Origin of the sequence: Paenibacillus sp. LX16, assembly GCF_036252815.1 — a bacterium.
Lineage (GTDB): Bacteria > Bacillota > Bacilli > Paenibacillales > Paenibacillaceae > Paenibacillus > Paenibacillus polymyxa_B.
Window position 1 is genome coordinate 1,614,388 of sequence record NZ_CP141152.1, and the last position, 24,372, is coordinate 1,638,759.

24 protein-coding genes are annotated in these 24,372 nt (G+C 45.2%); 19 read left to right on the plus strand and 5 right to left on the minus strand.

Features of this window, described 5'->3' with window-relative positions:
* Positions 1–109 precede the first annotated feature (109 nt).
* On the minus strand, positions 110–691 hold the full coding sequence (locus T3H97_RS07400; protein WP_160789009.1) for a tRNA 5-(aminomethyl)-2-thiouridylate-methyltransferase MnmM: 582 nt from the start codon (positions 689–691) through the stop codon (positions 110–112).
* Positions 692–1,645, minus strand: a complete 954-nt coding sequence (locus tag T3H97_RS07405; protein ID WP_250244001.1) for a tRNA modification radical SAM protein MnmL/YtqA — start codon at positions 1,643–1,645, stop codon at positions 692–694. It lies immediately after the preceding gene.
* A gap of 305 nt (positions 1,646–1,950) precedes the next feature.
* Between T3H97_RS07405 and T3H97_RS07410 the strand changes: the two genes are divergently transcribed.
* Both T3H97_RS07410 and trmB read left to right on the plus strand, forming a co-directional pair.
* Complete coding sequence (locus tag T3H97_RS07410) at positions 1,951–2,148, plus strand: hypothetical protein (protein ID WP_013309373.1); 198 nt, start codon at positions 1,951–1,953, stop codon at positions 2,146–2,148.
* 104 nt (positions 2,149–2,252) lie between these two features.
* Entirely contained in the window at positions 2,253–2,966 is a 714-nt protein-coding gene (gene trmB, locus T3H97_RS07415; protein ID WP_250244004.1) for a tRNA (guanosine(46)-N7)-methyltransferase TrmB, read from the plus strand.
* Between the two features lie 41 nt (positions 2,967–3,007).
* Here the strand turns inward: trmB and T3H97_RS07420 are convergent, their stop codons facing one another.
* Positions 3,008–4,141 (minus strand): MGDG synthase family glycosyltransferase, encoded by a 1,134-nt coding sequence (locus T3H97_RS07420; protein WP_442955637.1) that lies wholly within the window; start codon positions 4,139–4,141, stop codon positions 3,008–3,010.
* Positions 4,142–4,192: 51 nt separating this feature from the next.
* Positions 4,193–4,720 carry a phosphatase PAP2 family protein gene (locus T3H97_RS07425; RefSeq protein ID WP_328802153.1) on the minus strand — a complete coding sequence of 176 codons (528 nt, stop codon included), beginning with the start codon at positions 4,718–4,720 and terminating at the stop codon, positions 4,193–4,195.
* Between the two features lie 609 nt (positions 4,721–5,329).
* Here T3H97_RS07425 and T3H97_RS07430 point away from each other — a divergent pair.
* From T3H97_RS07430 to T3H97_RS07470, 9 genes are all read left to right on the plus strand, one after another.
* A complete protein-coding gene (locus T3H97_RS07430) occupies positions 5,330–6,568 on the plus strand; it encodes a glycosyltransferase family 2 protein (protein WP_328802154.1) in 1,239 nt (412 codons plus the stop codon).
* Between the two features lie 307 nt (positions 6,569–6,875).
* On the plus strand, positions 6,876–7,373 hold the full coding sequence (gene infC, locus T3H97_RS07435; protein ID WP_013309378.1) for a translation initiation factor IF-3: 498 nt from the start codon (positions 6,876–6,878) through the stop codon (positions 7,371–7,373).
* 20 nt (positions 7,374–7,393) lie between these two features.
* Positions 7,394–7,594 carry a 50S ribosomal protein L35 gene (gene rpmI / locus T3H97_RS07440; RefSeq protein WP_013309379.1) on the plus strand — a complete coding sequence of 67 codons (201 nt, stop codon included), beginning with the start codon at positions 7,394–7,396 and terminating at the stop codon, positions 7,592–7,594.
* Between the two features lie 52 nt (positions 7,595–7,646).
* Positions 7,647–8,006, plus strand: coding sequence for a 50S ribosomal protein L20 (gene rplT / locus T3H97_RS07445; RefSeq protein WP_007429517.1), 360 nt, complete (start codon positions 7,647–7,649; stop codon positions 8,004–8,006).
* Positions 8,007–8,386: 380 nt separating this feature from the next.
* Complete coding sequence (locus T3H97_RS07450; protein ID WP_061829124.1) at positions 8,387–9,424, plus strand: BMP family lipoprotein; 1,038 nt, start codon at positions 8,387–8,389, stop codon at positions 9,422–9,424.
* 140 nt (positions 9,425–9,564) lie between these two features.
* Entirely contained in the window at positions 9,565–11,103 is a 1,539-nt protein-coding gene (locus T3H97_RS07455) for an ABC transporter ATP-binding protein (RefSeq protein WP_328802155.1), read from the plus strand.
* Positions 11,096–12,175 carry an ABC transporter permease gene (locus T3H97_RS07460; RefSeq protein ID WP_039269736.1) on the plus strand — a complete coding sequence of 360 codons (1,080 nt, stop codon included), beginning with the start codon at positions 11,096–11,098 and terminating at the stop codon, positions 12,173–12,175. The genes T3H97_RS07455 and T3H97_RS07460 overlap by 8 nt, the downstream gene beginning before the upstream one ends.
* Position 12,176: 1 nt before the next feature.
* A complete protein-coding gene (locus T3H97_RS07465) occupies positions 12,177–13,136 on the plus strand; it encodes an ABC transporter permease (RefSeq protein ID WP_010349245.1) in 960 nt (319 codons plus the stop codon).
* A 259-nt stretch (positions 13,137–13,395) separates the two neighbouring features.
* Positions 13,396–13,743, plus strand: coding sequence for a hypothetical protein (locus T3H97_RS07470; protein ID WP_023987757.1), 348 nt, complete (start codon positions 13,396–13,398; stop codon positions 13,741–13,743).
* Between the two features lie 34 nt (positions 13,744–13,777).
* On the opposite strand, the gene T3H97_RS07475 is transcribed toward T3H97_RS07470, so the two are convergent.
* Positions 13,778–14,218 (minus strand): GNAT family N-acetyltransferase, encoded by a 441-nt coding sequence (locus T3H97_RS07475; RefSeq protein ID WP_025724102.1) that lies wholly within the window; start codon positions 14,216–14,218, stop codon positions 13,778–13,780.
* A gap of 615 nt (positions 14,219–14,833) precedes the next feature.
* Here T3H97_RS07475 and ilvB point away from each other — a divergent pair.
* The 8 genes from ilvB to T3H97_RS07515 all read left to right on the plus strand — a co-directional run bounded on the left by ilvB (position 14,834) and on the right by T3H97_RS07515 (position 24,147).
* A complete protein-coding gene (gene ilvB / locus T3H97_RS07480) occupies positions 14,834–16,579 on the plus strand; it encodes a biosynthetic-type acetolactate synthase large subunit (protein ID WP_023987759.1) in 1,746 nt (581 codons plus the stop codon).
* Position 16,580: 1 nt separating this feature from the next.
* On the plus strand, positions 16,581–17,066 hold the full coding sequence (gene ilvN, locus T3H97_RS07485; protein WP_328802156.1) for an acetolactate synthase small subunit: 486 nt from the start codon (positions 16,581–16,583) through the stop codon (positions 17,064–17,066).
* A gap of 162 nt (positions 17,067–17,228) precedes the next feature.
* A complete protein-coding gene (gene ilvC, locus T3H97_RS07490) occupies positions 17,229–18,221 on the plus strand; it encodes a ketol-acid reductoisomerase (protein ID WP_013309387.1) in 993 nt (330 codons plus the stop codon).
* A 124-nt stretch (positions 18,222–18,345) separates the two neighbouring features.
* Positions 18,346–19,887, plus strand: a complete 1,542-nt coding sequence (locus T3H97_RS07495) for a 2-isopropylmalate synthase (RefSeq protein ID WP_328802157.1) — start codon at positions 18,346–18,348, stop codon at positions 19,885–19,887.
* Positions 19,888–20,091: 204 nt separating this feature from the next.
* A complete protein-coding gene (gene leuB, locus T3H97_RS07500) occupies positions 20,092–21,168 on the plus strand; it encodes a 3-isopropylmalate dehydrogenase (RefSeq protein ID WP_076158045.1) in 1,077 nt (358 codons plus the stop codon).
* Positions 21,169–21,489: 321 nt separating this feature from the next.
* Positions 21,490–22,029: a peroxiredoxin gene (locus T3H97_RS07505; protein WP_023987763.1), complete on the plus strand. Its 540-nt coding sequence runs from the start codon at positions 21,490–21,492 to the stop codon at positions 22,027–22,029.
* Between the two features lie 260 nt (positions 22,030–22,289).
* Entirely contained in the window at positions 22,290–22,706 is a 417-nt protein-coding gene (locus T3H97_RS07510; RefSeq protein WP_013309391.1) for a hypothetical protein, read from the plus strand.
* 337 nt (positions 22,707–23,043) lie between these two features.
* Positions 23,044–24,147, plus strand: a complete 1,104-nt coding sequence (locus T3H97_RS07515; protein ID WP_023987764.1) for an ATP-binding protein — start codon at positions 23,044–23,046, stop codon at positions 24,145–24,147.
* Positions 24,148–24,372 lie beyond the last annotated feature (225 nt).

Consider the following 24,372-nt stretch of genomic DNA (forward strand, 5'->3'; position numbering starts at 1 on the left):
GTGCCGCTGGGGCAATAAACTGGGATGAATAGCGCCCAAACGAGCTAAAAAAATGATATATGTAAGGCGGCTAAAAAAGCCGCTCATAACCTGAGTTTAAAATCCAACATTATTTCTTTTCAACTGCCACTACGTAAGGCGAAGCGGCTCGTTGTAATTGACGATAAATAATGCTTTGACCGCTGGAGACCGGGAGAGCAGAAGCCCATTGAAGAACGGCATCTGCTTCTTCAATGCCTCCAGCATGCCCTGGATAGAGTACGGCAGTCAGAATGCCGCGTGGTCGCAGCAATTGTAAGGCAGCATCAAGCGCGACGAGCGTACTGTCCGTATGCGTGATGACCGTAGGATCGGCGCCTTCGGATGGCAAGTAGCCGAGGTTAAACATGACCGCAGCGACTTTGCCATGCAGCATATCCGGAACGGCCTCCCGCATTTGCTCATGACCTTGTAGCAGTAGCGATACTTCTGCTAATGAAGGCGAAGCGTTTTCTTCCAGCCGACGACGGGCGCAATGCAGTGCTTCTTGCTGGATATCGAAGCCGTAGACACGACCCCGTTTGCCAGCGGCTTTTGCCAGAAATAACGTATCTGCTCCTGTGCCGACAGTAGCGTCTATAGCAGTATCGCCAGGCTGGACCCGCGCAGCCACCAATTGATGAGCGTAGCTCAGGACGGATAGGAACCCCATTTAAGGCTGCCTCCAGTATTTTCCTTGCCACGTTTCACGTGACTTCAGTTCATTATCTATGGAGTTAAGCACTTCCCATTTTTTAAGCGACCACATAGGTCCCACTAGCAAATCGCGTGGTGCATCTCCGGTCAGCCGATGAACGATCATTTCGGGAGGTAAAAATTCCAGCGTATCAACAATCAGCTTAATGTATTCGTCCTTTTCGAGAAAGCGTAGCAATCCCGCTTCATACTGCTTGACCATGGGCGTTTTACGCATGAGATGCAGCAGGTGGATTTTGATGCCCTGCACATCCATAGCCGCTACTGCACGCCCCGTATCAAGCATCATTTCATGCGTCTCTTGGGGCAGACCATAAATAATGTGGGCGCATACACGTATATTCCGCTTGCGTAGCTTTTCCACCGCCTCCAGATAGCATTGAGTATCATGAGCGCGGTTAATCAGCTCTGAGGTCGATTCATGGACAGTTTGCAAACCCATTTCGACCCACAAGTACGTGCGTTCGTTTAGCTCGGCAAGGTAATCCACTACATCGTCAGGCAGGCAATCAGGACGTGTAGCGATGGACAGACCGACAACACCAGGCTGCTCCAAAATAACCTCAAAGTATTCTCGCAGTTCCTCAACTGGGGCATACGTATTCGTGTAGGCTTGAAAATAGCCAATATATTTGGCGTTTGGCCATTTTAGATGCTGCCGATCCCGAATCGTATTGAACTGGGTGACCAGATCATCACGACGACGCCCGGCAAAATCACCCGATCCGCGTGCGCTACAAAAGGTGCAACCCCCTTTAGCGATGGAGCCATCGCGATTCGGACAGGTAAAACCCGCATCCAACATGACTTTGAACACTTTATTTTGAAATTGCTCACGCATTTCGTAATTCCAAGTATGGAACCGTTTATCTCCCCACAGGAGAGGAGCAGGCAATAAATCTGTTTTCATGGGTGTACTCCTTTTTTTACGATCATCCTATTGTAACAAAAATCAGTCTTCATTGGGAATCATTTGACCGAACAAGTCAATAAAATGTGCGGATTTTATGGCGTTGCGGATTGAAAAAGGTTACACAATGTGTTATATTGTAAGCGGTACCAGACATACAATAAAAGGACTGTTTTCGATCCTGAAGATAAAAGTTATCCGTGCTAATGACTATTCTTCAGGGAGGCAGCTATGCTGTTTCTATCGCCTGTTTTAGGGTAAGTGCACGTCGGTTCCATCACAAATAACCCGTGAGGTGATCTTTTATGAATGCGCAGGATAAGACGCGTATGGATAAAGTTACTGTTGAGTTAACCTTTGATGAGGCGTTGGCATTGACTGGTGTCCGTTTTGGGCAGGATCGTCAGATTGGAACGACCGCACGTCAAAAAATCAGAGCGGCTTGCCAAAAGACAATTGATTTTTCACCTGCTGATGGGGTAGACTATGAACAATTAAATTAGTTGGACCCCAATCCAAATATATTGAAAAAGGAATTTCATTTCCGTATCTTCAAGCGGGGGTGAAATTCCTTTTTCCTTGATAACAGAGTATATGGAGGAGTAACATGCGTTTACGCGGAAGAAAAGGAATTCGTGAAAGTCTGGAAGAACAGCAGGACCTAGTCATCTTAGAGCCAGCACAGTATAAGGGGAAATGGCAGCAGCTTTTTGGTAATGATCGTCCCATTCATGTAGAGTTCGGTATGGGTAAAGGGCAATTTATAAGCCAAATGAGCTTCCGGAATCCGGAGGTTAACTATATTGGCTTTGATATGTATGATGAGTTGGTTCGCCGTGCAACAGAAAAGTCTCGTCTGGCCTGGAGTAATTCAGAGGTTGATACGCCACCTAATATTAAATTGGCGCTGGCAAACATTGAACAGATTGAGAATGTTTTTGAACCAGGAGAAATTGAACGCATTTATCTGAATTTTAGTGATCCCTGGCCTAAAGCCAAGCATGCACGTCGTCGTTTGACGCATCCGCGTTTTTTGGACAAGTATCGTCAGCTTTTGAACAGCAAAGGACAAATTCATTTTAAGACCGATTCGGAGACACTGTTTGAGTTTTCTTTGAATTCGTTTGCCGATAGTGGTTTGCAGATGACGAATATTTCGTTAAACCTTCATCGTGAGGGGATTAACGAGGAGCATGTCATGACGGAATACGAACAAAAGTTCATGGGCAAGGGTATGAATATTCATCGAGTCGAGGTGCTGATCGGCAACGATACTTTGGAAGAGTACGGAAAAACACGCCTTGAAAAGTACGGGAAATAAAAAACAGATCAAATGGATAAAATAAGACAGGGTGCTTCCTTTTAGGAAAGCACCCTGTTCGGTTCCAGTATATCCAAAATACTCTGTGCGCTCTGAAGAGGATAATATCGCGCTACATTATGAACGTGCTCCTGTCGCTTGCGGACGATTTCTGGAAAATCGTGTAGCAGTCGGTTCATCCATTTCACGACAACATCCAGCGAAGTAATCGGTTCTCCGTAGCCTTGAGCCGTAAAGTATTGACAATTTTCCTCCTCCTGTCCAGGGAGAGGTTTGTGAAACAGCATCGGAATCCCTTTGGCCAATCCCTCGGTGCATGTCATTCCGCCAGGTTTGGTGATGAGCAGATTCGATACCTCCATTAATTTGTCGATTTCCCGTGTAAATCCGAAGATATGAATATTTGGATGATTAAACCTGGGATCCACCTGCATTTTACGACGAATTTTATCATTATGCCCCAAACAAAAAATAAATTGAATGTTATCTCTCCACTGAGTAAGCGAACGATGTATGACTTCGTCATTCATGAGGCCCCAGCCGCCACCCATAACGAGTACGGTCGGGATGGGTTTAAGTCCAAATTGTTCTCTAATTTCATCGTGCCCAGGATGTTCCCAAAAATTTGGATGAACGGGAATGCCGGTCACCTGGATTTTCGAGACGGGTACTCCGCGTGCGCGCAGCTTACGCATGACTTCAGGCGTAGATACAAAGTACCGGTCAACCTCGGGACTAATCCATGTTCCATGTGCATCGTAGTCTGTAATGACAGTACAAAGCGGAACATGTAAGCCTAAGCGCTTCAAACGTGAAATTACCGCGCTTGGGATGGGGTGAGTACATACCACCAAATCGGGACGAAGCTGCCGGAGAATGTTTCGGGTCTGCGTGTAGAACAGACGGTGCAAAGCGAGCGTTGTAAGACGGTTTAATGATTTTTTGTACTGATGACGGTAAACCAATCCGACTAGGCGAGGCTGCGATACAACAGTCTTCTTGTATGCTGTAATAATAAGCGGGGCCATTCTTGGATTCAAAAAACTCCCCAGCTCCAGCACTCTTGTCTGCACATTCGGAGAAAGCTTCCGCAAACTGCTTGAGAGCGCGTAGGCAGCTTGAGTATGTCCGGCACCGAAACCTTCCGATAATAATAACACTCGTTTTTTAGCCACTCTCATTTCACCTGTTCCTGCTGGGATGTTCTCAATCATACCATATCGGCTTTAAGGCCAGAATGCAACCGTTCCTATTGCTGCAGACGTTCCGATGACCGCTCCTGCGAGTACATCCGTTGGGTAGTGAAGACCCAGATAAATCCGAGAAAAACCTACAATTGTCGCTACAGGCAACAGCAGCAATGTTAGCATCGGTGATTGTAGCATAAAAGGCACGGTAGCTGAAAAAATAGCGGTCGTGTGCCCTGAGGGAAAAGAATGGTCCGACAAGGGGTTGCGGAATGTATTTGTACCTGGTAGCGCTAAATACGGGCGAATCCGCGGGTACAGCTTTTTAACGATAGCTACGGGGATGTGACTGACCCCGAGAGCGATGGCTCCCTTCATACTGGAATCTTTCCACGGATTCGGAGCGAGCCACCAAATAAGGAGTGTAGAGGCTATAGTAAAGGTAGCCCCGCCTAAATGTGTGAGATAATAAAGCCAGAAGTTCAAAAAACGGTTGTGTAAGCGTCCGTTGATCCATTTGAACAACTGCTGCTCCAGATTTACAAGTTTTACGACTAGACGTTGCATTTGGTTTCCTCCGGTTGCCGGTTCAGGTCAGTCGGCAAATATTTTGAGTCATTTTGACATAATCAGACCATAAGTAATTATTCTCTTGCTCTCATCATATTTTTAAACGCTGTTCATTTCAAGAATCACTAAAGATTCATAACTTACTTGGTTCAATTCTACACAAAAATGTTAATGGAATATAAGCTGAATTGTATAACTTTCTTTGCGTTCATCCGTCTAATAAGATAGAGTGTTTAGAAGTGGTTGCTAATTGGCCCACAAAAAGGAGGGACCAAAGAAATAAAAAGTTAGCAAATGGATGAAAATAAGACCTAAGCGTCATGAATGAGAAGTCCAGCGCCGCATTCTCGGTTCAAACGGGAGTTTGTTGTGTTTTTTTGCTGCTGAGACCGATTTAAGGGCTTTGACAAAAGATTGAAAACCAACGAAAATCGTAATGGCATTCCTGTGTCAGCCAAAAGGGGCTGCGCACAGCCAATGAAGAAAGCAAGGGTCGGGTCAAAAACTACAGAAAAGGCGCGCAAAGCGCCGCAACTTGCGCTACACAGATAGAAAACAAACAAACGCAAGATTTTAAGGGGTATAAAAAGGGGGTAACAAGAGATCATGTTAGACGCTATTTTCGTGACGCTCCAGATCATACTGGCGGTGATCGCAGTCTATCAGTTTGCATTCTCCTTGTTCGGATTGGTTCGCAAGAAAAGGAAAGAGCACGCGGCTCCAGAAAAAACATTTGCCATTTTAGTCGCTGCCCACAATGAAGAACAGGTTGTCGGAGCATTGATGGAGAATTTGAAGCAACTTGATTATCCGAAGGAACTTTACGATGTGTTCGTAATCTGTGATAACTGTACAGATAAGACTGCGGACATTGTTCGCGCTCACGGCATGAATGCTTGTGAACGTACGAATCCGAATCTGCGTGGTAAAGGCTACGCTATTGAGTGGATGCTCAAGGAACTATGGGCTATGCCGCGTCAATATGATGCCATTGTCATGTTTGATGCTGACAATTTGGCGCATACCAATTTCTTGAGTGAAATGAACAATGATCTGTGTACAGGTGCCCGTGTTATCCAAGGGTACATTGATACTAAGAATCCTGAGGATTCTTGGATTACAGCGGCATACGGGGTATCTTATTGGTACATCAACCGTTTGTGGCAACTGTCACGTCACAATTTGAACATGGCTAATTTCCTCGGTGGTACAGGCATGTGCTTTGAAACAAATCTGCTTAAGGAAATGGGCTGGGGTGCGACAAGTCTGGTAGAGGATCTGGAATTCACCATGCGCTGCACACAGCGCAACGTATATCCAAGATTTAATTACGATGCCAAGGTATATGATGAAAAGCCGTTGACATTCAAGGCCTCGTCAAGACAGCGTCTGCGCTGGATGCAAGGTCACTTTACGGTCGCTCGTCGTTATTTCTTCCCGTTGCTGTGGCAAAGTATCAAGCATAGAAGCCTGATTAAATTCGATATGGCTCTTTACGGTCTGAACGTGTACATCGTACTGTTCACCTTCTTGATGACAGCAGCAATGTGGGTAGATATCGCCTTCTTTGGTGGACCTAATATCGAGAACATTTATGTACAGTTACCAGCTTGGACCGGTGTTATAGCTGTTGGTCTGAATATTGCTACGTTTGTGATCGCGATGATTTTGGAAAAGGTCACATTCAAAAAAGTCTATCTGTACCTATTGCTGTTCCCGGTCTATCTGATTTCATGGTATCCGATTACGTTCTATGCGTTCTTTACACAGAACAATAAGCAATGGAGCCATACCCAGCATACGCGTGTCGTTCGCTTGGAAGAGGTTCAGAGTAAGCAAGGCTAATTGGACGGTGAATAGACTGAAGATCGGTGCCATCGATTTTTATTAAAGTGTTGACACCTCGATTACACCGTGATAAGATATTTGAGTATGTTAATTGAAAAGTATGGATTAACAAGTAGAAGGTCCGACTTCTCACCTGCCCGGTATTGCCGGCTGGTCATGATCCAATGATTTGTGAATTGAACTTTCATGATGAATTGAGTATCAGACAGGGATGTCGGCTGTATAGTCGTCATCCCTTTTTTGTGCTTAAACACAATACAACAATAACAGGTTCTGGAGGTGGAGGGTTATTAGTAAGGAACATATGATCAATGATGAGATTCGGGTGAGAGAAGTACGTCTAGTTGGTGCGAATGGGGAACAAATCGGGATTACACCGACGCGTGAAGCTTTGCAAATGGCGATTGACGCAAACTTGGATCTCGTAAACGTGGCGCCTCAAGCGAAGCCGCCCGTGTGTCGGATTATGGATTACGGTAAATTCCGCTATGAGCAACAGAAGAAAGAAAAGGAAGCCCGTAAAAACCAGAAGATCGTTGACATCAAAGAGGTATGGTTCCGTTCCAACATCGAGGAACATGACTACCAAACCAAGTTTCGTAATGTGGTAAAGTTCCTGAATGAAGGGGACAAGGTGAAATGCTCCGTTCGTTTCCGCGGTCGTGAAATTACCCATGCTAATGTGGGTCAAAAAATTCTCGAACGTGTGAAATTGGAAGTTGCTGATCTTTGTACCGTGGAGCGCCAACCCAAGCTCGAAGGACGCAGCATGATTATGATATTGGCTCCAAAGAGTCAATGACAAATTAAGGAGGAAGTTCAATGCCTAAAATGAAAACACATAGCAGCCTTAAAGGCCGCTTCAAAATTACCGGTACTGGTAAAGTAATGCGTTACAAAGCTTACAAAAACCATTTGCTTTCCCACAAATCCAAACGTGCAAAACGCGTTCTGGGTACTAACCCTGAGATGGCACCTGGGGACGTTAAGCGTCTGAAACAAGGTCTTGCTAACCTGAAATAGCACTAGCACTGCAATGAATGAAGTATAAACATTATTTGGGAGGTCTATTGATATGGCAAGAGTAAAGGGCGGATTCGTCGTTCGTCGTCGTCATAAAAAAGTATTGAAGCTTGCTAAAGGTTATTTTGGTTCCAAACACCGCATTTTTAAAACAGCTAACGAGCAGGTAATGAAATCGCTTGTTTACGCATACCGTGACCGTCGTCAGACGAAACGTAACTTCCGCAGACTGTGGATCGTGCGTATCAACGCAGCAGCTCGTTTGAACGGTTTGTCTTACAGCAAATTGATGCACGGCCTGAAATTGGCTGGTGTGGACATTAACCGCAAAATCTTGGCTGATCTTGCAGTCAATGATATTAATGCATTCAACTCTTTGGCAACTGTTGCTAAAGGCAAAATCAACGCTTAATTATTAATAATGAAGGCGTGGAAACCGCGAAAGCGGTAAAAAAGGTATCCCAAGCAGTACGCTGTGTAGGGATGCCTTTTTTTGTACATACTCAATGTTACGGAAAAGACTTCGTTTTCTCCAAAATACGAATAAATATGACGCGAGATGGAAGAATGTATGTTTTTTTTGATTTTGTAGCGCTTACATTGATGAAATTTCAAAAAAAAATTGACCCAAGGTTATTAATTGTCTAGATTTTAGCCGATCATAATTGTATAATCTCTAAAGTAAGTCTTCTGTACGATCTGTCTCGTCAGTAAATGACATGCATGAGCATGTACATGTTCAAAGAAAAGAGACAGTCCAGGGATCTAACACTAAGGGGGAACAGTATCAGCATGAAGAAAATGTTCAGTATGTCTTTGGTTATGCTGCTGGCGATCTCGGTCATTCTCGCAGGCTGCGGTAACAAAAATCAAGGTGCGTCCAACGCAAATGGTGGAGACACAGGTGGTTCTGCCAAAACATCGAATGTCCAAATCGGCATGGTTACAGATGTGGGTGGAGTAAACGACAAATCGTTTAACCAATCTGCTTGGGAGGCACTACAAGCCACTGAGAAAGAATCGGGCGTTAAAGTTAAATACCTGCAAAGTAAATCTGATCAAGATTATATTCCTAACCTGAACCAATTTGTTAAGGGTGATTTTAACCTGACTTGGGGAATCGGTTTTAATCTGGCGAATGCGATTGGACAAGTAGCGAAAGACAACCCAAGCAAGAATTTGGCGATCATTGACAGTGTCGTGGATGCGCCTAACGTAAAATCGGTTGTTTTTGCTGAAAATGAAGGTTCCTTCTTGGTGGGGGTTGTAGCTGGTAAGCTTACCAAAACAAACAAAATTGGTTTTGTGGGTGGACAAGACAGCCCGTTGATCAAACGTTTTGAAAAAGGATTCGAAGCAGGAATTAAAGCTGTAAATCCAAATGCAAAATTGGAAGTTAACTACACAGGTGCATTTGATAAGCCGGACCTGGGTAAAGCAGCAGCTGCGACGATCTATAACAGCGGTGCGGATATTATTTTCCATGCAGCTGGCGGATCTGGTACAGGTGTCTTTAACGAAGCACTCGCACGTAAGCAACAAGGTCAGCAAGTATGGGTTATTGGCGTAGATAAAGACCAATCGCTTGAGTTTGGTGACGACGTAACATTGACTTCGATGGTAAAACGTGTAGATGAAGCTGTAAAACGCGTATCTAAAGAAGTAATTGACGGTAAATTTAAGGGCGGTGTCGAAACACTGGCTTTGAAGGATAATGGAATTGGTTTGGCAGACACATCAACGAAAAACGTGCCTAAAGACGTGCTTGATCTTGTAGAACAATACAAGCAAAAAATTATTAAGGGCGAAATTACAGTTCCTTCGAAATAAGTTTGGCTTGAAGAACATATAGGTGGCGACAAGGCTGGTTCATAAGACTAGCCTTGTTCTTACGTCTGGAGTTATATCGATTATAACGGGCAAAATCAGCTCATTGGAGCACATACTATAAAGTGTATAAGGGTGATCTCATGGATGCAGCGACCCCCGTCGTTGAGTTAAAGCAAATTACAAAACGATTCCCCGGCATCGTTGCCAACGACTCCATCAGCATCAAGCTGCATAAGGGAGAAATTCATGCCCTTTTGGGTGAGAATGGCGCGGGTAAATCTACGCTTATGAATATTCTTTTCGGACTGTATCAGCCGGATGAAGGGACCATTGAAATCGGAGGTAAACCCGTACAGATTGATAGCCCTAATAAGGCGATTGATCTGGGGATTGGCATGGTGCATCAGCATTTTAAACTCGTACAGCCGTTTACCGTTACCGAAAATATTGTCCTGGGCTCGGAGCCACGTAAGGGTCTGAAAATCAATTATAAAAAGGCTGCCGCAGAAGTACAGCGGTTGTCTGAGCAGTACGGTCTTCAGGTAAATCCGAATGCCAAAATTGAGGATATATCTGTTGGTATGCAGCAACGTGTAGAAATTATCAAAACGCTCTATCGTGGTGCAGATATTCTGATTTTCGATGAGCCTACAGCTGTGCTGACACCACAGGAGATCACTGAGTTGCTGGACATTATGAAGCGCTTGGTCGCTGAAGGCAAATCAATTATTCTTATTACTCATAAACTTAAAGAAATCATGCAAATTGCAGATACGGTTACGATCATTCGCCGAGGTCAGGTTATTGATACGGTCAAGACGTCTGAAACAACACCAAATGAACTGGCTGAGAAAATGGTAGGCCGTCGTGTGTCCTTTAAAGTGGACAAGCAGCTTGCGCAACCAGGACAAACGGTACTAGAAATGAACAATGTAATTTCTAAAAACAAGGATGGCATTAACGTTCTAAATGAGTTGAACCTGCAGGTCAAGGCGGGCGAGATTTTGGGGATTGCCGGAGTAGATGGCAATGGACAGAGTGAACTGATCGAAGCTTTGACAGGCTTACGCAAGGTGGATGGCGGGAGCATTCGTTTGCTCGGACAAGAGGTGGCCAATCAGTCACCACGCAAAATTTCCGAGGCAGGCGTTTCACATATACCGGAGGACCGTCATAAGCATGGGTTGGTGCTCGATTTTTCTATGAGTGAAAATATGGTGCTGGAGACGTATTACCAGGCGCCTTACAGTAAAAATGGCTTCTTGAACAAAGATGCTATAGAGAAACAGGCCAAAAGTCTTATCGAAAAGTTTGATGTAAGAACACCGGATATTCACACGAAGGCAAGAGCATTATCTGGTGGGAACCAGCAGAAGGCTATCATTGCGCGCGAAATTGATAAAAATCCAGACCTTCTCATTGCAGCACAGCCTACACGCGGTCTGGATGTCGGAGCTATTGAATTTGTCCAGAAACAACTGATTGCCCAACGGGACCAAGGTAAAGCTGTGTTGCTCATATCTTTTGAACTGGATGAGATTATGAATGTATCCGACCGAATTGCTGTCATCTATGAGGGCAAGATTGTCGGGGAAGTGCTGCCAGAAGAAACGAATGACCAGGAACTGGGACTGATGATGGCAGGAAGTGCAGTGAAGAAAGGAGTAGAGAATGGCTAATCTATTGAAAATATTCACAAAAGACTCCTTTGTACTGGCGCTGGTCTCTATTATTTTGGGTCTCCTTCTGGGTGCTATTGTGATGCTGATTGGCGGGTATGACCCTATTGTGGCCTATTCTGCTTTGTTTAGCCGTGTATACGGAGATTCTTATAACTTTGGAGAGGCTATCCGTGAGATGACTCCGCTGGTTTTAACGGGGTTGGCATTTGCTTTTGCGGCCCGCGCCGGATTGTTTAATATCGGCGGCGAAGGTCAGTTTCTGGTAGGTATGACAGCTGCTTCGATTGTGGGCATTAAACTCCATGGGTTGCCAGCTATCATTCATGCACCGTTGGCTGTGATTGCAGGTGCAGTTTTCGGAGGTCTGTGGGCTGCAATTGCTGGCTATTTGAAGGCCAAACGAGGCGTGAATGAAGTTATTACATGTATTATGATGAACTGGATTGGTCTGTATTTGGCTAATTTGGTGATCAATCAGTTCGCACTTATGGATGGTGAAAATCGTTCTGTGGATATTCAGCCTTCTGCTTCAATTTCCATCGAATGGCTGTCCCAGATGATGGGGAATGCTCGGGTACATTGGGGCACAGTTATTGCTGTGCTGGCGGCAGTCTTTTTCTACATTTTCATGTGGAAAACAAAGCAGGGCTATGAGCTTCGGGCTGTCGGATTTAATCAGGATGCATCCCGCTATGCAGGTATGAATGTAAATCGTAATATCATAAAAGCGATGTTCATTAGTGGGGTTTTTGCCGGATTGGCAGGCGCCTTTGAAGTGCTGGGAGTATTCCATTATCAATCTGTCATGGCAGGATCACCGGGAACCGGCTTTGATGGTATCGCTGTAGCTCTGATTGGGATGAATAACCCATTCGGTGTGCTGCTCGGTTCTGTTTTGTTCGGAACGCTTACGTATGGTTCTGCGGGGATGAGCTTTAGCGCAGATGTACCGCCCGAAATTATCCGGGTTGTCATTGGCTCGATTATTTTCTTCATTGCGGCCCAAGGTATTGTACGTTGGGTTGTGAAGCCGCTCTACTCCAAGCGGAAGAAAGAGAAGGTGTTGTAAAATGAGTTGGTTAACACTTGGTGAATTAATCCATACAACGCTCGTTTTTGCGACGGCGATTATTTTTGCGTCTCTCGGCGGAGTTTTTTCGGAAAAATCCGGTGTAACGAACCTCGGGTTGGAAGGGCTTATGGTATTTGGAGCGTTTGCAGCGGGTGTTGGCGGATTTTATGCCGAGCAAGCTGGACTAGGAGGCACCTCTGCGGCTTGGGTAGGTGTGCTTTCAGCTGCAGTGTTCGGTATTTTGGTTTCGCTAATTCATGCTGTAGCCTCTATTACATTTAAAGCCGATCAGGTAATAAGCGGTATAGTTATTAACTTTCTGGCAGCAGGTAGTACACTGTACATGGTCAAGCTTTTATTTGAGGGTGATGGTGACACGGGTCGGATTCAGGGTTTCAACGAAATATCCATCCCTTACCTTGTGGATATCCCGATTGCAGGAAAAGCCTTTTTCCAAGCCTACCCAACGACATACTTAGCCATTCTATTAGTTATTATTGGCTATTTTACTTTGTATAAAACACCGTTTGGCTTGCGTTTGCGTTCCGTTGGGGAGCATCCAGGAGCGGCCGATACAGTGGGTATTAAAGTAAATCGCCTTCGTTATATTGGTGTTATGATCAGTGGGGCGTTGGCTGGTATTGGTGGAGCTACAATCACTCTGACTACAACCAACATGTTCTCGCACAATACAGTTTCGGGGCAGGGGTATATTGCTATTGCCGCTATGATTTTCGGTAAATGGAATCCGCTCGGCGCTTTTGGCGCAGCAGTGTTTTTTGGTTTTTCACAAGCGATTCGCAACTATGTGCAGCTGTTCGCATGGTCGCAAAGTATTCCCCAGGAAATTATTTTTATGTTGCCGTATCTCCTGACGATTATTGTACTGGTAGCGGCTGTCGGACGTTCACGTGCTCCAGCCGCTTTGGGTCAACTTTATGATCCAAGCAAGCGTTAAAATTTATAAACAGCTGATGTGTATGTTTTGAAAATGTACATTGGTGTATAAAATCTGGTATCTGCATGTGCAGGTACCAGATTTTTTTATATTGTGCAGGCATTTAAACATACGCCACTGGCATGAATGGAATAGACTGTGCTATGCAGATTGGACGGGACGCTCGGCCCCTGTCAGCTCCGGTCTATTTTGTGGTGGTGATGAGCTATCAAGGAGCCGTTCAATCTGTCCATCCGTTGAGAAAGAAGGAGGAAATACGATGAAACAGGCAGTAACCAGAAAGCAGGTGGAGAAGCTTGTCGGCAAAGTCATCTTTGCTACTCGCAAGGATGGTTCCCAGGTCAGCGGCAAGCTGATTCGCATTTCGGGTAACCGACTGGTTCTTCAACCAAACCGCAAGAAAAAAGTAAACACGAAGGCGATTATTCCTCTGGTGCTGTTTGACTTGCTTGCCATCGGCACAGCTCCATACATTGGTGCCTATGGTGGGGGATATGGGGGCTACGGTCCGGGTTATGGAGGACCAGGATATGGTCCGCAGCCAGGCCCGTATACAGACGGGGGGTACCCCGGAGTAGGATATCCGTATTACCCTAATTTATTTTAGTCATACAAAATCTTGAGCTCGAAAAAGATACTTATTACAGTGACTTTTCGAGTTCGTGGCATCGGCTCAGAGCTACGTATCGCAGCATTTGATATTGATGACGCAGATAAAAATGGATCCCCCTGATATTGTCTTCGTCCACCATAACTTTAGCCCGCTTGCAGCGACGCAGTCGTCCGTAGTGTTCGGCATGCTCCAGCAGTTTTTTTCCGTATCGCATACCTTGATGAGCCGAAGAGATTGCGATCAAATCAATGTATAATAGTTCGCCATGCAGCATAACATGAATGAAGCCAACAACCTGTGCATTATCCGGTCTGCAAGCTACAAAAGTGATGCCCCGGTTTAAGCGCCGGGGTAATTCTTTGCGTATTTGCTCCATTTCTTGGGCACTTAAATGCGATAGGGGGACAAGCTCTTGCTCGATGAGACGAAAGATGATGGTGTCATCTTGAGAGCTGCGTTTTCGAATCATAAACGGGCCTCCTTTTTTACCCTTTTAACAAGATAAGACGTGGCTTTGGAGGAGTGCACTGTCTCACCGTGTGGTCTTTTTTATAATATGCGGGTACCTCTTACAAGCGTGCGACTCTGAGGTGCTTCAGAAAAGAAACATAAATTTTTATGAAATATGGGTATTGACTATCCCAGATGGGAGACATATAATGTGTCTAAACATTTGAAAGAATGACATGAACTCAACGGCAATGAAGAGGACGAAGTGATTAGGGCTCTTTTGTTCAGAGAGTGAGGCATTAGCTGCAAGCTTCACCAAAATCCCTTTTTAACGAGCTCACCTTGGAGCTGTTTTCCTGAAAAGTATTTGGGCCCGATGATATTAACACGGTGCGCTGAATCACCTATTAGGGAAAATCGTACGGTCTACGTTACAGACGCCAGATATGGAGATCCTTTGTGATTTCTGTACCTGCCAAGGTTCGATATTGCGAAATATCGGGCAAACACGGGTGGTACCACGGAAGCTACAGCCTTTCGTCCCTCAGTAACAGCAAGTCTGTTCTAGGGATGAAAGGTTTTTTTGTTTTTACAAATGTCAGATGTATGTAAATTTTGTAAAGGAGGATGACCAATGAGTGCACAAATTCCTGAAGTTAGGTCAACCAATGAATTACGTGAAAAGTGGATGAAGCCTGAAGTGATTACAGGTTCGGAAATTTTACTCCGTAGCCTGTTGCTGGAGGGAGTAGATTGTGTCTTCGGATATCCTGGTGGTGCAGTGCTTTATATCTATGATGCCATGTATGGCTTTAAGGATTTCAAGCATGTCCTCACTCGTCACGAGCAGGGAGCTATTCATGCGGCAGATGGTTATGCACGGGCGAGCGGTAAAGTGGGCGTATGTATCGCGACTTCCGGACCTGGAGCGACAAACCTGGTAACTGGTATTGCGACGGCTTTTATGGATTCGGTGCCGTTGGTGGTCATCACGGGTAACGTTATATCTTCCCTGATCGGTACGGATGCTTTCCAAGAAGCCGATATCACGGGAATTACAATGCCGATTACGAAGCACAGCTATCTGGTAAGAGATGTAGAGGATCTGCCGCGAATCATCCATGAAGCATTTCATATTGCCAACACAGGGCGGAAGGGACCGGTGCTGATTGATATTCCGAAGGATATTTCCGCAGCCCAGACGTTGTTCGTTCCACAAACGGGACCAGTGACCATGCGGGGTTATAACCCGAAAGTGCTGCCCAACAAAATTCAACTAGACAAGCTAACTCAAGCTATTTCCGAAGCAGAACGTCCATTCATTCTGGCAGGTGGAGGAGTTGTATACTCCGGTGGACATGAAGCACTTTACGAGTTTGTTCGTAAAACGGAAATTCCTATTACGACAACATTGCTCGGATTGGGTGGTTTCCCAAGTGGACATGAGCTGTGGACGGGGATGCCGGGGATGCATGGAACATACACCTCCAATCAGGCGATTCAACAGTCAGATCTGTTGATCTGTATCGGAGCCCGCTTCGATGATCGGGTAACAGGCAAGTTGGATGGGTTTGCTCCTCAAGCTAAAATCGTCCACATTGATATCGACCCTGCTGAGATTGGAAAAAATGTTGCAGCAGATATTCCTATCGTGGGTGACGTGAAGGCAGTGCTGGAATTGCTGAATCAGGATGTGAAACGCGCGGATCGAGCTGATGCATGGAGAGCACAAATTCAGCATTGGAAGAATGAGAAACCTTATTCTTATAAGGATTCTGAAACGGTGCTTAAACCACAATGGGTTGTTGAGTTGTTGGATGAAACGACCAAGGGCGGCGCAATCGTAACGACGGATGTGGGACAGCATCAAATGTGGGCAGCGCAGTATTACAAATTCAATCAGCCACGCTCCTGGGTCACCTCTGGTGGACTCGGTACGATGGGATTTGGTTTCCCTTCTGCAATCGGTGCTCAGATGGCCAATCCTGACAGATTGGTAATATCGATTAACGGGGACGGCGGTATGCAGATGTGTTCGCAGGAATTAGCCATCTGTGCAATCAATAACATTCCGGTTAAAATCGTTATTATCAACAACCAGGTGCTTGGAATGGTTCGCCAATGGCAGGAATTGATCTATGACAATCGGTATAGTCACATTGACCTGGCTGGAAGTCCGGATTTTGTGAAACTTGCCGAAGCATACGGAGTCAAAGGACTGCGTGCTACGAATAAGGAAGAGGCACGTCGGGCTTGGCAGGAGGCGCTTGATACACCCGGACCGGTCGTTGTCGAGTTTGTAGTCAGCAAGGAAGAGAATGTATATCCGATGGTGACGCAAGGTTCGACAATTGATCAAATGCTGATGGGGGACGAGTAAAATGACAACAAAAAATACCATTGCTGTACTGGTAAATGATCAACCCGGCGTTTTGCAACGTGTGTCCGGCCTGTTCGGTCGCCGAGGCTTTAACATTGAGAGCATAACTGTGGGACAATCGGAAGAAGCTGGATTATCCCGTATGGTCATTGTGACTGTAGGGGATGAGAACAACCTGGAGCAAATTGAAAAGCAGCTTTACAAGCTGGTTGATGTGATCAAGGTCATTGATCTCAGTTCCAAGCCGATGGTAGCTCGGGAATTGGCGATGATAAAGGTAAAGGCAGAACCGCCTCAACGGCCAGAGATCATGGGCGTGGTAGAAACATTCAGAGCAGCTGTAATTGATGTTGGAACGACGAGCTTGATCGTACAGGTCATTGGCGATACAGAAAAAATTGATGCCATGATCGAGTTGTTGAAGCCTTACGGTATTCGGGAGTTGACTCGAACCGGGGTTACAGCTATGATACGTGGCAATGCTTAATATGGAGCTTTAACGAATTACCGCTTATAGCGCATTACATCAATAAAGAACCGCCCGCATAAGAGCGGGGGCTCGAAGAGATTTTAGATACTAATCACGAGGGAAAGTCTCTTGGAGTACCCGCTCATTATGAAGGGTCCAATTAAAAGGAGGAAATTAACCATGGCAGTTACAACGTACTACGAAAAAGATGCAGAACTCAGCGTATTGAAAGGAAAGACAGTGGCCGTTATTGGTTACGGTAGCCAAGGACATGCTCAAGCACAAAACTTGCGTGACAGTGGTGTGAATGTTGTTATTGGTTTGCGTGAAGGCAAATCAGCTGATGTCGCAAGAAACGACGGTTTTGAAGTTCTGAACGTAGCTGATGCAACAAGCCGTGCAGACGTGGTTCAAATTTTGTTACCTGATGAAACTCAAGCTTCTGTGTACAAAAATGAAATTGAACCTAACCTGAAAAAAGGCGCAGCTCTTTTGTTCTCCCATGGTTTCAACGTTCATTTTGGACAAATCGTAGCTCCTAAAGATAGCGATGTATTGCTGGTTGCTCCAAAATCCCCAGGACATATGGTACGTCGTACCTATGTAGAAGGGTTTGGGGTACCGGGGTTGATCGCAATTGAGCAGGACGCAACGGGTCAAGCCAAAGAAATCGGTCTTGCTTACGCAAAAGGCATTGGCTGTACACGTGCGGGCGTAATTGAAACCTCCTTCCGTGAAGAAACGGAGACGGATCTGTTCGGTGAGCAGGCGGTATTGTGTGGCGGCGTGAGCGCACTTGTAAAAGCGGGCTTTGAAACATTGACTGAAGCAGGTTATGCTCCTGAGATGGCATACTTTGAATGCTTGCATGAGCTTAAGCTGATCGTTGACCTGATGTATGAAGGTGGATTGGCAACGATGCGTGATTCCATCAGTAATACAGCGGAATATGGCGATTATGTAACTGGACCACGCGTGGTAACGGAAGATACGAAGAAAGCCATGAAGGATGTATTGACTGACATTCAACAAGGTAAATTTGCTCGTGACTTCATCCTTGAAAATCAATCTGGACGTGCATTCCTGACGGCTACTCGTCGTAATGAAGCTAACCATCCGATTGAAGTGGTGGGCGGACAATTGCGTGAAATGATGCATTGGATCAAAAAGTAATAATTTTTTGTACTATGAACTCGACAACATGAATTATTTATAAATATTAATTACAATGCGGCCCTGCTTATTGCGTGAGCCGCATTGTAATTTAAGGGTCCTAATCCTGAGGAGGTGCGTTAGGTTGCGCAAAATATATATATTTGACACAACGTTGAGAGACGGAGAACAGTCACCTGGCGTGAACTTGAACACTCGTGAGAAAGTGGAGATCGCTCATCAGTTGGAGAAGCTGGGCATCGATCGTATGGAGGCTGGGTTCCCGGCTGCTTCTCCGGGTGATCTGGCTGCTGTTAATGCAGTAGCAAAAGCTGTGAAAAATTCGACGGTTATTGGTCTTTCGCGTGCAAGGGAACAGGATATTGATGCGGTCCGCGAGGCACTCAAGGGAGCTCAGGACCCGTGTATCCATATCTTCTTGGCAACTTCTCCTATTCACCGGCAGCATAAGCTGCGGATGGAGAAGGCACAGGTATTGGAAACTGCTCGTGCTGCCATACGCTATGGGTTGAAATATTTGCCTAAAGTGGAGTTTTCTTTGGAGGATGCAGGTCGTACAGAGCTTGATTTTGTGGTTGAAATGGTCACCATGGCTGTACAAGAAGGGGCTTCTGTCGTCAACATTCCAGATACGGTAGGTTACTTGACACCATACGAGTATGGAAATATATTCAAACACGTTAAGGAAAATGTGGTCGATGTGGAGAAGATTCAATTGAGTGCACATTGCCACAATGATCTGGGAATGGCTACGGCCAATACACTTGCTGCCATCCTGAACGGGGCGGATCAGATCGAGGGAACCATTAACGGTATTGGTGAACGCGCTGGAAACACGGCCATTGAGGAAATCGCCATGGCACTGGAGACGAGACAGGAATTTTTTCAGGCCAAAACGTCTCTGCAATTGTCTGAAATTGCGCGCACGAGCCGTTTGGTTAGCCGTTTGACGGGGATGGTAGTGCCGGGCAACAAGGCGATTGTTGGGGCCAATGCTTTTGCGCACGAATCAGGTATTCATCAAGACGGTATGCTGAAAGAGAAAACGACCTATGAAATCATGACACCAGAAAGTATCGGTCTGAAAGAAAGCAAGCTGGTACTCGGTAAGCACTCAGGTCGTCATGCTTTCCGTGAGCGTTTGATCGAGTTGGGCTACGAATTGAACGAAGAAGATCTGAATCGCGCTTTTGGGCAGTTCAAGGATTTGGCTGATAAGAAGAAGGAAGTTTCGGACGATGATATTTTGGCATTGCTGGAAGAAAAATTGGCCGATGCACCTGAAGTCTTCAAGCTGGAAACCATTTTTGTTACCTACGGGAACAAGGCTACGCCTTCCGCACAAGTACGTCTGGTTAACGATGAAGGTCAGGTTATCGAGACAGAAGCTGAAGGAAATGGTTCAGTCGATGCGATCTATAATTCGATTGACCAAGCCAGCGGCGAGAGCGTTGTACTTTCAGATTACTCCATCAAGTCTGTTACCCATGGCAAGGACGCTCTGGGTGAAGTCCATGTAGTGCTGACGCAAAACGGACTGTCTGTGCAGGGGCGCGGGGTAAGTACCGATATTCTGGAAGCAAGTGCTCGGGCTTACGTAGATGCGCTAAATGGTTTGATCGACAAGCGTAAAAATTACAGTAACCGCGTAGATTATAAATCTTAATTTTATGCGGACTTAAGAGTTGGATATATACAGGATCGGATGTTTCCGGTCCTGTTTTCTTTTTCTCTGATGAAAAAATCAGCTTATAGGCTGTGCCTATTGAATTGATAGATTCTATATCTTGGTCAAAGCCCTGCCATGTATGTTACAAAGAAGGTATGAAAAATACGGTTGTATAGCTGTATAACAAGAGGAGTGTACGTGATGGCAGACGTTAAAAAGATTGCGGTAATAGCGGGAGATGGAATTGGACCTGAAGTGGTCGCAGAGGCAGAGAAAATTTTGAAACGTACGGAAGAAGTGTTCGGCCTTTCATTTGAAACGGAGCATGCGCTGTTCGGCGGGATTGCCATTGATAAGAAAGGCACACCATTGCCGGAAGAAACACTGGCAGTATGTCAATCTGCAGATGCCGTTCTGCTGGGAGCGGTAGGAGGACCACAATGGGACAACAATCCAAAGGAACTTCGTCCTGAAACCGGACTGCTGGGCATTCGTAAAGAGCTCGGTCTGTTTTCGAATCTTCGTCCTGCTGTCGTCTTTGACTGTCTCAAGGACGCGTCTACATTGAAACCGGAAGTTTTGGAAGGAACGGACCTGATCGTGGTGCGCGAACTGACGGGCGGCATTTATTTCGGCGAGAAGTTCAGACGAGAAAGTCCTCAGGGTGAGGAAGCAGTCGATACTTGTGCATATAATGTAACAGAAGTAGAGCGTATAGTGCGCCAATCTTTCGAAATTGCACAAAAACGTCGCAAGAAACTTGCATCGGTGGATAAGGCTAATGTACTGGAAACCTCTCGTTTATGGCGTGAAGTAGTGAACCGGGTTGCTGTAGACTACCCAGATGTCGAGCTGGAGCATGTATTGGTTGATAACTGCGCCATGCAATTGCTGCGTCGTCCATCTAGCTTTGACGTCATCGTGACGGAAAATATGTTTGGTGACATTCTCAGTGATGAAGCGGCTATGCTGACCGGATCCATCGGCATGCTCTCCTCCGCATCACTTGGAGAAGGCAGCTTCGGCCTATACGAGCCGGTACATGGCTCGGCGCCTGACATTGCAGGTCAAGGGCTGGCGAATCCCATTGCAACGATTTTGTCCGTTGCTTTGATGTTCCGTCTCACCTTTGGATACGAGAAGGCAGCTGATGCCATTGAGAAAGCGGTAGCTGAGGTATTGGATGCAGGGCACCGTACGGCGGATATTGCGGTGGATAAATCTCAAGCGATCTCGACAACTCAAATGGGCGATCTGATCGCAGCAGCTATTCGTTAAAAGCTCCGTAAATCACCTGTTCTAAAAAAAAGCTTCCTATTATATAGTAAGGTTATACAGTACAGCCTTTTCGACAAATGTTTAGCACAGTAGCTCCTGAGCAATCAGGAGCTACTTGTATATTCGAAAGTTCAAAATGTGAATAAACTGTGAATTTTTAAGCTAGTTTAAAATAATTATAAAAAAGTAATGGTTACAATATTGACTTTGATTTCAGCGAATGATAACATTTATCAAGTAAGTTGTTCATTACAATACAGATGATTGAGGAAAGCACATTCGGTGTTTTTCTTACATATTTTAAAGGAGGATTTCATTATTATGGCAGAAAGATTGGTAGGAAGACCCGCCCCTGATTTTGCATTGGAAACAGTGACTGGAGATGGTCAAGAATTCGGTTCGGTGAAGCTTTCCGATTACCGTGGCAAGTGGCTCGTATTTTTCTTCTATCCACTGGATTTCACTTTTGTGTGCCCTACGGAAATTACAGCGTTGAGCGATGCTGCTGACCAATTCAAAGAGCTGGATACTGAAATTCTGGGTATCAGTGTAGACTCCGTGCACAGCCACAAAGCATGGATTAACACAGCTAAAGAAAACAACGGTCTGGGCAAACTGAACTTCCCATTGGCTTCTGACATCACGAAAAAAACAGCAAGCGATTATGGCGTTCTGATCGAAGAAGAAGGCGTTGCATTGCGCGGCTTGTTCATCATTGATCCAGAAGGCGAATTGAAATATCAAGTGGTTAACCACAACGACGTAGGCCGCAGTGTGGAAGAAACTTTGCGTGTACTGCAAGCTTTGCAATCCGGTGGCTTGTGCCCAATGAACTGGAAACCAGGCGATCAAAATCTGTAATATAAGCTTCACAAGTTGAAATTAATCAAGCAAGCCCCCAACTAGCGGTTACTCTACCGTTATTGGGGGCTTGCTTGCCTGCTCTGTGCAGCGCAAGATGTGAGGATATCCTGTTTAAATGAGGCAATATAGAGTGAAGTAACAAATAATTATGGAAATGTTGTTGTGTTCTGGAGGAATTTTGCCTGATGAAAGCGAATAAGGTATTGTAGAAGATAAACAAGGCAGAACAGGTTTTGTTCAGAGGAGGCTGAGCCCGGATGAGTTATTGCTGTGGAGCAAGCATGGTAGGAACCAAGGGAACGCTGAAGCATTACCGCACCCAAGTTCATAATGTTCCTTTGCTGTTTTGCCCGGTATGTCGTCGCATTGAAGTTCATTATAAAGTCGAAAATGAGTATGAAATTCTGGCTGAATATGCACATGGAGATGGGGCAACCGAGATTGATTTTCAGGATTATGTCATGGAAGACGATGATACGATATTTGAAAATTGTGTGAATCGTGAAAGTGAAGATGCCTTTGAAATTGTGAAGCGTCAAATTGATATATCCCTGGATTTATTGATGGTAGCCAAACAGATGAATGATGAAAAATGGCAGGGAGAGCTTAAGAGAAGACTGGCCGTTATGAGCCAAAGACGATCCCGGCTTCAACATAATAAGAGCGGCAGTTGACATCCTACACACCAAAGAAGCTCTCAATTCTGGAGAGCTTCTTTGGTGTGTAGGGCGCTTGTCCCTAACGTAATCCTTCATTTTGGTAATGTTGCGCAGATATTATGACGAAAGAAAACAGGATAAAAATTTGGATTCGACACTTTTTCCGATTGACTGCGATCCTTAATCTTGTCTATCATAAAATAAGACTCGAATTGGAAAGAGATGGTCGGATTTCTGTGAAACTGTTTTCTACACCATTGAAAGGTAGTCGATAGATGCCTTTCTCTTCTTCAAGATTATTACGCGTCCGAAACGGCCAGTTTGTCATTCCGAAACAAGGGGGAAGCCTGGCATGATCAGTGAATTCCAAGAAGCCTTGCTTGATACCGTGGGAGCTTGTCCTTCCACACAGATCGCCAATAACAAGTATGAAAATGTGCTGGAGAACCTGGATAGTGGTATCATGCTGTTTGACAGTGACGGGGTACTGACCTTTATTAACGTGCAAATGGCGAAATTGCTGGAGCTACCACGGAGTTCGCTAGCAGGTCGCAATTTGATGCAAATTTTGCATCATCCTGAGTTAAGTCGGTTTAAGAAGAAGAAAATCATGCGGATTTATAAAGAAACTATCTTTCATAGAAAGCGCTATCATGAGTTGATTGATGAGTATGGTCGGCATTGGTTGATAACAGTGACCTATGGTGATCAGATGGATGGGGATTTTTTGTTTAGCGTCAAGGATGTGTCGGATTATAAGCAGATTGAGCAGACGGCGTATCAAAATGATAAGCTGGCGATGCTGGGACGCATCTCGGCTTCTATCGCCCATGAAATCCGTAACCCGCTTACCGCAATTCGGGGCTTTATTCAATTGCTTCGGCCACATTTGGTGGAGTTGGGCAGGGATGAGTATGCCCGCATTATATTAACAGAAATTGATCGTGCGAACGACATTATTTATGAGTTCTTAAATTCGTCCAAGCCTTCGGCTCCGCAAAAAACGGCTGTATCTGTGATGGGGCTGCTGAAAGAGGTAGTGATGCTGACAGAAAGCGAAGCATTAATGAAGGGTTGCCAGATTGCATTGGACGAAAATGATGAGCTCATGAAGGTTTCCATTGATGTGAAGCAGATTAAGCAGGTTATCCTCAATATGATTAAAAATGCGATGGATGCCATTGAAAGCATCGGTGGGGAACGAGAGGGCTGCATCGATATCCATACAGTGCTTGAGGGTAATTATGTCCACATTTGCATTGAAGATAACGGATTAGGTATGGATCACAATACATTGGCGCGTTTATTTGATCCTTTTTTTACAACAAAAGAAAGTGGAACCGGATTGGGATTGGCTGTGAGCTATCGAATTATCAAAAATCACGGAGGCTTCATACATGTAGACAGTAAACATGGAAGTGGCACACAATTCAAAATCACACTTCCTGTAGTTTAATATGGGAGTTTTTCGCAGAGGGGTCCTGTACATACTTATTTCTTTTATGTTGTGCAGCGTTGGGGTATAGGTATCACCTTTTTGGAAAAGGTTATCTGAAGCGCATAATCTGACAAGATGATGCGCTTTTTTGGTGCTGTAAGCTCGGTTATTTGCGTAAATGCGAAAATGAATTCATGAATTTAAGACAAAAAAATGATTCACCTTTCACAGATTAAATGCTAT